The 11364-nt window shown below is 39.3% G+C and carries 8 protein-coding genes and 1 pseudogene; 3 read left to right on the forward strand and 6 right to left on the reverse strand.

Features of this window, described 5'->3' with window-relative positions; translation table 11 throughout:
* Positions 1 to 35 precede the first annotated feature (35 nt).
* Positions 36 to 959 (forward strand): annotated as a pseudogene (locus AACL61_RS06500) (IS30 family transposase).
* Positions 960 to 970: 11 nt separating this feature from the next.
* Here AACL61_RS06500 and AACL61_RS06505 read toward each other — a convergent pair.
* From AACL61_RS06505 to AACL61_RS06530, 6 genes are all read right to left on the reverse strand, one after another.
* On the reverse strand, positions 971 to 3232 hold the full coding sequence (locus AACL61_RS06505) for a DNA methyltransferase (RefSeq protein ID WP_339111147.1): 2262 nt from the start codon (positions 3230 to 3232) through the stop codon (positions 971 to 973).
* A gap of 919 nt (positions 3233 to 4151) precedes the next feature.
* Positions 4152 to 4904 carry a hypothetical protein gene (locus AACL61_RS06510; RefSeq protein ID WP_278783608.1) on the reverse strand — a complete coding sequence of 251 codons (753 nt, stop codon included), beginning with the start codon at positions 4902 to 4904 and terminating at the stop codon, positions 4152 to 4154.
* A gap of 33 nt (positions 4905 to 4937) precedes the next feature.
* Complete coding sequence (locus tag AACL61_RS06515; RefSeq protein WP_339111148.1) at positions 4938 to 5276, reverse strand: hypothetical protein; 339 nt, start codon at positions 5274 to 5276, stop codon at positions 4938 to 4940.
* Positions 5273 to 6853, reverse strand: a complete 1581-nt coding sequence (locus AACL61_RS06520; protein ID WP_339111149.1) for a relaxase/mobilization nuclease domain-containing protein — start codon at positions 6851 to 6853, stop codon at positions 5273 to 5275. The genes AACL61_RS06515 and AACL61_RS06520 overlap by 4 nt, the downstream gene beginning before the upstream one ends.
* Positions 6835 to 7173, reverse strand: coding sequence for a plasmid mobilization protein (locus AACL61_RS06525; RefSeq protein ID WP_102816355.1), 339 nt, complete (start codon positions 7171 to 7173; stop codon positions 6835 to 6837). The genes AACL61_RS06520 and AACL61_RS06525 overlap by 19 nt, the downstream gene beginning before the upstream one ends.
* Positions 7174 to 7948: 775 nt before the next feature.
* A complete protein-coding gene (locus AACL61_RS06530) occupies positions 7949 to 9385 on the reverse strand; it encodes a DNA primase family protein (RefSeq protein ID WP_339111150.1) in 1437 nt (478 codons plus the stop codon).
* A 258-nt stretch (positions 9386 to 9643) separates the two neighbouring features.
* On the opposite strand from AACL61_RS06530, the gene AACL61_RS06535 reads away from it, so the two are divergent.
* Together AACL61_RS06535 and AACL61_RS06540 are read left to right on the forward strand one after the other, a co-directional pair.
* The gene (locus AACL61_RS06535; protein ID WP_339111151.1) at positions 9644 to 10783 is read left to right on the forward strand and encodes a tyrosine-type recombinase/integrase; all 1140 of its coding nucleotides are present in this window, start codon (positions 9644 to 9646) and stop codon (positions 10781 to 10783) included.
* Positions 10784 to 10989: 206 nt separating this feature from the next.
* Positions 10990 to 11364, forward strand: a 375-nt coding sequence (locus AACL61_RS06540; protein ID WP_483403592.1) for a GHKL domain-containing protein, incomplete at its 3' end; no start/stop codon positions are given.

The following is an 11364-nucleotide window of genomic DNA, read 5'->3' on the forward strand; positions in this document are numbered from 1 at the left end:
GTCGTTACAACATTCCATTAGAAAGAAGGACCTTTATGGGCACCACTATCTTATCATTTTCAGACCGCATTGTCATCGAAACGCTTCGTCATGAAAAGCGATCTCTTCGATATATCGCTGATTACCTGGGCTTTAGTAAGACTACTATCTTTAATGAAATTCACCGGTTAAAGGGTGAATACCATGCGACTAGTGCGCAAGCCGACCACGAAACTAAACTTAGTTATCGTGGTCGTAAATGCTCATTAACGGCTAACCTCAAGCGACTAATCGAAGACAAGATCAAGATTCAGAAATAGTCAATTGAACAAGTAGCCCATGTGGTTAGGATCGCCTACAAGACTATCTATAACTGGGTCGATCAAGGACTTCTAGATATTCGGATGACTGATTTACCTGACCATGGTATTCGTCGTAAGCGTGCTAAAGAAACCCGTGGGACTTTCAGTCATGGTCGTTCGATTGAAGATCGTCCAGCTGAAGCTTCTGATCGTAATATTGCAGGCCATTTTGAAGCTGATACAGTTTTATCTGGCAAGCGCAAAGGTCAAGCAGTAGCCACGTTTGTCGAACGCAAGAGTCGCCTTACTATCGTTAAACGGCTTGGTGGACGAGATAGCACTTCAATGACTAAGGCTATCCTTGAGTTAGCTAATCAATTAGGAACTAATCTCAAGACACTGACGGTTGATCACGGGAAAGAGTTCGCCAACTACCAATCAATTGAGAAAAATACCGGCGTGCCGTTGTACTTTGCCCATGCTTATTCTCCGCATGAACGTGGTAGTAATGAGAATCGTAATCGAGTGTTACGGCGATTTATTCCTAAGGGTCAGCCAATTGAAGAGATTAGTGATGATGAATTGATTCAGATTAACTGGTATCTGAATTCACGGCCACTCAAATGTTTGAACTGGCGAACTCCAATTGAGATCTTTTTGCTTAATCTGCGTCATTAAATTTGTTCAAGTTATTTATTGCAATCTACCACGTGTTTTAAAACTAGTGGCATACTCCTTAATTCTTTAGGTGAGATACCAACTAACCATAAACAATACCTAGGAATGTCATTTAAAAATTCGTTGCCCATCATGAATCTTTTTATATATTTTTTTGCCTTAGGTTCGGTATCTATAAGCTTGTCTGCCTCTTCTTGCGACAAAATAAGATGTCCTCCATCAGCTGGTCGATTGCCAGACACCATAATAGGAACATTCTGTATAGGCTTGGAATGCTTTTCTATGAAGATATTTTTAAGTGGGATTAAGTAAGGGTTTATTTGAGCAACCTGATGCTTATTACCATTTTCATCAACAAGGAACTTATTTTCACTATTTACCTGGCTGAAACCAATAATAACTACATGAACATGGGCCTTATTTTTCGCTTCGTTATCCCAAACAAAGGTCCGATAGGCAAAATTAATGCTTATATGGTACTGACTAATAAGTGATTCCCAGACATATTGAACCTGCTCGCCTTGGGTAATACTATTAGTTGAGACAAAGGCAACTTTAATGGTAGTTCCATTAATATATTGACATGCCTTATGGTACCAACCAGATACATAATCTATTTTTCCTGAATATTTTAATGCTTTACCATTCTCATCAAGATATAGATTCTTAATATCTTGCTTCTGATCCTTACTTTGATAAGAATAGCCTATAAATGGTGGATTCCCCATAACATAGTTACATTCATAAGGCTTCACTATTTGTGTCCAGTCCATACGCAAGGCGTTACCTTCATGAATACCTGTGTTAGTAGTCAAAGGGAAGAAGTCTTTATCAGTGTAAACCCCTATATTTTGACTATGTTGCATGGTTTGGGCTTCGGCAATCCACATAGCCGTTTTAGCAACCGAAACAGCAAAGTCATTGATCTCAATGCCATAGAAATTGGTAATTGAAACCTTGAAGCCACCTAACAACAAGCTTGTGTTCTCACCTTGTATGATGCGAATAACCTCATCTTCCATATGGCGTAATGAAAGATATGTCTCGGTTAAGAAATTACCTGAGCCACACGCCGGATCAAAAAATTTTAAATGACCAATCTTATCACGAAACTTTTCTGCTGCTTCTTTACGTTGACTAGCGACACTCATATTCTGAATCTTGTTTAATTCAGAACGTAAATCATTCAAAAATAGCGGATCAATCACCTTATGGATATTCTCTACCGAGGTATAATGCATACCCCCAGAACGCCGCGTTTCAGGGTTTAAAGTTGATTCAAATACGGCCCCAAAAATCGTTGGGCTAATGCCTGACCAATTGAATCCACGACTAGCATCATCAAGGATCAGATCTCTGAGTTCTTGAGTGAATTGTGGAACTACTATATCCTCATTGGCAAACATACCCCCATTGACGTATGGAAAGGCCGCAAATTCCTCGTCCATAAATGGATCTCGTTCATTTAAAGGTGTGTTTAGTACCTCAAACAGGCTAATCAGGTCGCGCCGAATATCACGTGGCTCTCGACGCTCCAGAAAGGCTTGAAACATATCTTCATTGCCAAATAATTGAGTATCATCAACGTACAGCAGAAAAACTAAGCGAACAATTAGAACATTCAGGCTCCTCTGGATATGCGTATCACTCAAATCAGCATGCTCAGCGTATGCCTTTGCCAACTCATTATAGATTTTAGCTACCAGCTCGCCAGCCTTAAATGATACCTGCTCTTCATTGATAATCTGTTGCTTATGGATATCCACCATGAATTCCAGGTCTTTAAAATGCTTTGGCAATTCAGTAAGCATGATAGTTTTTGGTTCATCAAGAGGGTGATCCATATCATGGATATCAATCTGATCAAAATTAGAAACAATAATCCATCTTGGTTGTTCTGAATTTGGTAGGAAGTTAGCATATCGCTTTGCCTGCTCATATGGAGTCAGCATTACCCCATCAGACTGCGGTTCAGGCTTATCTAAGGCACGTCCTCGTCCTTTTTGCTCAATCATTGTCCTTGTACTTGGAATATAGCCATCAATTCGCTTGGTGGTTATCTTACCCATACTATCCTTAACACGAACGTCCTTCTCATAGGTTACATAGTCATAATAATTAACGATTCCATACACTCGATGCAATAAATCGTTCCAAAATGTTTGACGATCTGCATCTTCCTTACCCTTATCAGGCTGAGTCCAAGTATCAACAAATTCTTTTGCAAGTTGTTGTCTTGTCTTGGCTTCGGTTGCTTCAACACCACGTTTCATCTGAAAAACTCCTTAAATCAAACTAGTGTAATTATATCATTCGGCACCATGTTGGAAGATAAAGCTTCTAGCATTAGGTATGGTCACTACCTGAAATTAAGGTAGCGGTTTTCATATGATGACCTAATGATTGACTGCAAGCTGTATGAGCATATTCGCTCATAGCTGCAGAACGAAAAAACGGCAACTCTTTTGCTGAAATGACGAGTCATTTCGCGCAAATTGTTGCCGTTAGCGAGGCTAGTAATTGACTTGAAAAGTCAATTAGGCCGAGCTTTTTGATCAAACTTTTTGCTTAAAAGTTTGTCTGAGGGGGTCAAGGGGGAGCGAAGCGGTCCCTCTTGCAAGCAGCCGTGTGGACTATGTAATAGTCTACAAAGGGGGGTGCTTGCCTTCAATATAGTGTTCTTAATTGGCAAGCGAGCGGTTAGCGAAGTTTGGCCATTTAGAACACTAGCACAAGAACGCGATTGAATAATGAGCGTTAAGGTGCTTCGTTCTTGTCAGCAGTGCGAGCGAAAAGCGAGTGCTGAGGGCTTAGAACGCCAAGCAGGAACGCGATTGCGTAATGAGCGTTCAGGCGTCATATTCTCACTTTGATGCTTTAAATCAGTAGAGAATTAGAAGTACTATGATCCTTGATTCTTAGCAGCAGCATGAGCGAAAAGCGAGTGCTGAGGCTTTAGAATCACAAGCAGGAACGCGATTGAATAATGAGCGTTCAGGCGTCAATACTTATCATAGGTTTTCAGCTTAAATGCTGCCATACGTTTTATTCTGGTGTGGTCACCAGAAAACCCGTCAATGAGACCGGTGTTGCTGATGCAAACCTAACCTCATTGACGGGTCTAGTTCAGTAGAAGCATTACGGCTGCAATGCCAGTGCCTCTATTCTTAATAGCATATTAGCCTATTATATTTATATCGCTACGTATAGCAATGTTACATCCGGCCCATCTTCTACTGACCCTGTCCATGTAATGACATTGGGATCCAATTCGATTGCATCAGCCCGCTTTTTTCGTACAGCTGTTTCTTTTATTTCAAGCTCGCAATTTTTAACTAGAATCACTACATCACCGACGTTTTGCCATTTTCGCCGATGGAGATCCTGATCAAAATACGAAAATCGAAAACTATGAGTTGCTCTTGGATTCACGATTTTTAGTTTTTGCCCTGGGTGATCCCTGCCAAACTTTGTTAATTCCTCAACAGCATTTTCATAATTATCTGGCTTTGATAATAAATTGAAGAGGTGATTGAGAGCCTGATCAGCTGTTATGCTTTTAGCTGAAGTATACGGTATTGCAGTTATACTAAGCGCCACCGTATGTTCCAATCTAGCATCAATAACTTTTATTTTTAAGTTATATGGAACTAATTGAGTCGTCCGTTTTCCACTCACTGGATCACGCACTAACTTTCTCACCGGTCGCTCAGCAAGATAATGCCGTATTTTTTTCAATAGCACATCAGCTTCATCAAAGGTGTTAACGCGGACAATTGACTTACTGCCTCGCCTAATCGTTACAGAAGTCAATGTTTTATCCTTGATAATAATAGCTGGAGCATGCCAGAGAACCTCACCACTTTCCTGCACTATCTCATCTATTCCGTCACAAAATGCTGCGAATTTATCGCCGCTTTGACGCATTTCGCCTGGTAAATACATTTAATCACCCTTTTTCTCTAATAGCATATTAAGCTATTCATCATCATCTAGCCATTCGTCGTTGTTGTCTGCCGCATCATCTTCCCATGTGCCGGCCAAATCGGTTGGATCTTTTTCGGCTGCTTGTTCGCTGACCGTTTTTTCCGCCTCATGCTCACCTTGATCAAGACTAGCAGGCTTCTCTTTAGATTTTGGCTTTCTTAGCTTGGGAACTACCACAATGTCATAGTCGTGCAGGACGTCCTTTAAGCTGTCTAGATTTGTCTTTTCCAACAGCATCTTCCGTACTTTTTCACCATAGATTTCCTTGTCATGCTGTTCAGCCGCTGCTAATTGCTTTTTAATTGCGGCAATATCATATCTTGATGTCATCTTCTAAACCTCTTTCCTTGATTCTTGGCTCTAAGCCGTTCAGTGTTCTTCTTCTGTCGTTCAACCGCATCATCAACGATTCCAGACAATCTCTTGGCCTCTCGTTTAGCAATACCGTTAATTTTCTTCAATTGCTCCGGCGTTGCTTTCACCAGGGCCCTTTTTTCTCGTTCTGAAAATTCAAACTGTCCGTCTAACCACACGCCTTGATCAACCATGACCATGTACCGCGTCATGTCCGCCGTGGCAGCGATTAGCGGATTGCTGCTGTTAGCCGATAGCCTATCTCTCAACGTTACCGCTACGATTGCTTCAGGAGCAGTCTTTTTCGATTGATCAGCATTCTTAGTAGCCAATCGCATCTGTCGCTCGAGATCTTGATAGCTTTTTATGCTATCCAATTCCCGTATTTTGGCTCGAAAGCGCTTCATTTCAGATTTTCGACGTTCAAAATCGGCTCTCAGACGCTTCATCAAAGCAAGTGATCGGTCAATTGCTTGTTGAATTGCCTTAATAAGCTTAGCAACTGCTTGTTTTCGTTTTCTAATTCGGTCAGCTCTTGATCTTGCTTCGCCAAGGCTTCGTTCCAGATGTTGTTGATGGTCACGTACTGATTGAATTGCTTGTCGTCTAGCGATTGCATGAATTCCTCTTGAATCTGGTTCATTTCTTGGCTCACCTGCTTGCTGTTGCTGTCGTTGTTGTTGAATTCCTTGTTCGTAGTCATCAATAGTCTTCCTTTCATACTTAGTTCCTAAGCGTTGGCCACGGCTGATCCGCTTCTTACCTTCATTATCAATAAAGGCAAACGATATACCGTTTTGACCGCGCCGTCTCAAGTCAACCTCTCTGGATTTCAAGGCTTCTTCCAAACTGATATCATTCTTCTGAATTTCGTCCAAAGCCTCATCAATCCGCGAACGCAAGTCATTTTTCCATACATATTGGCCTTTAAGCTCAAGTTCCCGTTCGCTAATAGTCTTTTTGACCTGCTTTGAACGCTCTTGTGGAATTTTCAAGCCAAATTCACGGCAAACCTCATCGTTAATATCGCGGAATGAAAGCCATTCATCATTCAAATTTTCAACGTGCCATTGCTTATTGTCATCGAGATTGGTCTTGTTGATAATGATATGGTTATGCAGCTTATGTCCTTTTCCATCAACATGGGTATAGATAGCAATTTGATATGGCGGATAGTCTGTATCATCAAACTTACTGCCACCAAAAGCACGCCGCGCAAACTCATAACCAATATCGTTGCATTTTTGCCAATTCTCAGGCTTCGTGATATCCAGATCATCAGATGAGAATGATTGAATGATTCTGATAGCCTGATTCTTGACAGTATCACCATTAGCATGATTCCTAACTACCTTCATCTGAACCTTAGCATGAGTCGGGCTGACATTGATCCCACTTCTAACCACTGCCCGATCATTATTTTTTAGACTCTCTGAGGGGCAACCATGTTCTATCAGCCAGTCCTTTGTATCCTGCTTTAGGCGATTCTTTCCCAACGCATAGCTGATAGCTGCGGCTGCACTCTTAGCACGATTCATCTTAATTGTTGCCATACCATTGCCACCTCATCATCTAGCTTGCTCAATGTGATGTTTAATATAGCCAATTCTTCTGATGTGATTTCGCTCTCATTGTAAGCTTGATTCAGCCGCCGAGCCATCTGGTTTATGTTATTCCCAATACGCAATAAGTCGACCCTTATCTGGTGATATTCATCTTCAGAAAACTTCGGCTCCCTTAGCTTGGATTGCATTATAAGATGCTTGCAATACTTTGGTACAGAAAGGCCCATCATTTGCGCTGAGGCTTGAATTTTGGCGTATTCTGCCTCATTAACACGAATGTTGACCTGATGATTGTCCGATCTTGGCATATTTCTTCCTCCTGTCTGATAGCATGCTGATCCATATTTTTTCAGCAAGCATGATTATTAATCACCCGTCAATGAGGTTAGGTTTGCGGTACGCAACACCATTCTCATTGACGGGTATTCCGGCGACCATGCCGGATTAAAATTGATATCTCGGTAACCTTTTTATAAAACATAGTCTTAATGATACTGAATTTTGTTTATTACCTTGTTAGTAACAAAAATTCGGTGATCTTACTCTCGCAATGCATTTGCCCATCTTATTATCTTCGTTATTTAGTTTCTTATTTTTTGAGACGTTTAAACTCCTAAAAAAGGTTACTTAGTTACTTTGCTCATAGACGCTGATATAACAACATTTATCAGTAACTCTTTTCTGGTTACGGTAACTTTTTTATCTTTGAAATAATCTCTATCGGCAAAAATACACGTAACGTTATTTTCAGGGAATGCCACTAAGTAGTTTTCAAGACTAAGTTTCTGTTCAAATTTAAAGAAATATACTAAAAAGTTACCTTTTTATTTCGCCTGATATAAAGGCGTTTATAGCCTTCTTAGTCAATACCGATTTTATTTAGATGCTAATACAACAGCATTCTAAATGTCTGAGATAAAGGTTACCGTAACCAAAAATCGGTTACTCAAAATCGCCTTGTAAGCACTGATATAACAACATTTCAGCATAACGGTAACCAAGTAACCTTTTCAGAGTTACCATTCTCTCCTGCTGATGTTATATTCTCTTTGCACTATAACAAAAAAACACTAAGCGTTATTTTCAATATAAATCAGAATCATATTTCTCAATCCGATGGATACCTTTATACCCTTTAGTTGTTTTGCCATTAATTTTTATTGTTTTATTTGGTTCAATTCCTCGGGTACGCATTGCACCATTAAATTTGGCTTTTTTCAACGCTTGAGTACCACTCAAATGACAGTACCTAGTGTAGTTGTTATATAGTGTTTGGGTTTGTTCACGATAATTTTCGCCTAATTCACAATTTTCATTTATCCAATTACCAATAGTGTCATTAGTCATCAGCCATTCCTTGACGCGCTGTTTCATGTACTCAGTCATTGGTAATTGTGGTTCGTTAAGTAACTGCGATCTTTTCAATGCTTTAGCATAAGCCACCAAACATTCACGAACGAATGCCGGACGATCACGAATAAACTCAGCTTCAGAATACTTTTTGCTGAAGTTTTTAATTTTACGCCATTCTAAAACGATTGGCCGCCGTTCCATACCATGTGAATTATCACTAAAGGAAGGTAATGCATTACAAGTGAAGAGTAATTTAGCGTTGTTAGTAAAATCGTATGGATCCTGTCCTTTATCCTCAGCACTCACAGGATTTCCACCTGTTAGTCTTTTTAGAATACTGGTCGTTTTGAGAAAACTACCCTCTACATCATCACCAATATTCAATTCCATTCGATTTAACTTTGATAGCTTAAATCGTGCTGTTTCTTTTGAACCTAAGTCAGCTAGATCAATATGGGAGATATTAGCACCAAAGATCAGGGCAATTATGTTTAATGCTGTTGATTTTCCCTCACCACCGTTGCCATGTATGATGAGATAAGACTGAATCTCCTGATAAGTACCAGCTAAAGCGTATCCGATGAAGGCCTTAAAAGTTTCAGGTGCATTTTTATCACCTTCAGTTTCCCACTTGCCTGCATCATCTTTTTTCGCATCTGGATCAACTAGTGATTCAGTTAGCCAACGATCCCAACTAGTCGGAATATTTGGCAATTCGCCTAAAATATAATCGTGATTCTGTAATATATAATTATCGTAACGATTTGGTTCTATTACATCGCGATCCAAGTCATAAGTTCCATTCGCAAATACTACCTTATGGGGATTTCGATTTTCTATCGCAAAACGATCCGTTTCACTTTCATCACGGCCTCTATAGTCCCTGATAATTTGTTGGACATTGCTCACCGTATTTCCTTTATATGATCTACCCGCTACTTTATCCATAGTTTCGATTATCGCTGACTTCAGTCGTGTATCTGCTTTACCTTTCCATTGCTGAGTAATGGGATTCCACCAAAAGCCATGTGGATCAAAAAAATTAAAAGTAAAATGAAACCTATCCATTAAGTAATCTGCAAAATTAAAAGCCTTAAAATGCTTACCTTGGTTGTCTTCAAAGTAGAGCCAAGTATCCTTTTTAATAGTATTTTCTTTTTCTGCCATATTGTTTTTTCCTCCATTTTTAGTTAAAATGAAGGCAACTTTGGTTCGTCGAGTGCTTAGGCATTCGGCTTTTTTATTGCCTTCTTTTGCTTACTTTTTAATAGTTGCTATTCAATCCAATACAAGATTGCTTGTGGCGAAAGTTGTATTGTTTTGACATCTAGATATAATTACGATTGGTTCTTCAACCTATACACGTGCCTGGCAGCCGTAAATTCATTTTTACTTATAGAAAGCTTATAGAAAGAAGGATCAATCATGTGGACTGAACCCACGAAAACCGGCAAAGTCAAATTTGTCGAACAATTCAAAAACCCATTGACGCTGAAGTACACACGCGTCTCAATCACGATGGATAAGGAGACGAACTCCACGCGGAAGTTAGCTCAGCAAGCCCTGAATAAACGGATCGAAGAAAAACTCCGGCGGCTTCAGGACGGCCATATCAAAGAAGGCGTTACTTTTGGCGAGTTGATTGAAGAGTTCAATCAGTACTATCAGCAAACCGTTAAGCCCTCTTCATTTGCTTCATGGCAGACCATCAAGGGAATAATCCAGAAAAACTTCAATATGCAGATTCTCGTTTCCAAAATAACCAATAAATATCTTGTCAACACACTAGAAGCTCTGCTTTATCAGCATGGCTATAAAAATGCTTATACTGGAATGATCAAGAATAAACTCAATCAGCTAATGCGTTATGCGTATCGACATGACTATATAGCAGCCCCAATCGGCCGACTTGAGATTAATCGGAAACGCAACAATTTTGCTAAAAATATTGAAGATAAATACTTGGAAGATGATGAGGCAATGAGCGTTTTAAATGCTGTTCGAGAAATTAACCAGATCTATGCTGATGCCTTACTGTGGCAGTACCTTACAGGCATGCGTATCGGTGAGATACTAGCACTTCAAGTCAAAAAGGTATTTCAGCAAGATGATAAATGGTACGTCAAAATTAATTGCACACTGGAGTATTCAAAGAGACTAAAGAATGATTTTACAATCAGTGATACTCCCAAAACCCAGAGTAGCAACCGTACTATTCTTCTTCCTGAAAAAGCGGTTAAGATTTATCAGCAGTACAGCTTGGATAAACAACCAGATGATATTCTGTTTAGCAGAGAAACTAAAACCGGCATTTTTCTTCACCCCCTTTCAATAGATAATCTGCTTAAAAAAGTTCAAAATGCCCTTGGTATGACTAAGCCACTATCAACCCATATCTTCCGCCATACGCACGCCTCAAAATTAGCTGAAAAAGGTATGCCTATTGAACTGATTTCAAAGCGGTTAGGTCATAGAGATTCAGCGATCACGAGGCAGATCTACTTGCATATAACAAAAAAGACCGCTGAGCAGTTCAGCGGTCTGATTAATGATTTTGATATCTGATTTTCCCCTTTTATGTCCCTCAGTGTTTTTTCATAGTCATATATCTATTGAAAACACTGATATTTAGGCATTTTAAAATTCAAAATTAGGGTTTTATAAGTATCTTCATTAGTAAATTAAATTCAATATACCAGAAAGACATAAAATACAAATTTGAATGTGTAAATAAAGTAACCAAGTTACCCAAAATAGATTCATTTGATTTAATCAGAATAATCGGAATTGCCTATGATAATGCAATTGAAGAATGCGAGCAACTTAAAAAAAGCGGAATAAATAACGTATATATTTATTCTATGCTTTATCAACCCACACCTGGAAAACTAGAATTTGAAATAAAGAATTCGTGTAATCCTAACATTGATATTGGAAATATCACTGCAGAAGGAATTTCAAATAAAGTTAACCACCATGGTTTAGGACTAGCTACAGTACAAAAAACGATTGCAAAATATAATAATGCATTTACTTCTTATAGCATAGGGGGCTGGGAATTAACTATTAATTCTTGGTTCTCTAACAGTAAAATCCGGACTATGATTTTTGATCGATCAAAAATCGTAGTCCGGATTTTAAATTAT

Origin of the sequence: Limosilactobacillus reuteri subsp. porcinus, assembly GCF_036621895.1 — a bacterium.
Lineage (GTDB): Bacteria > Bacillota > Bacilli > Lactobacillales > Lactobacillaceae > Limosilactobacillus > Limosilactobacillus reuteri_J.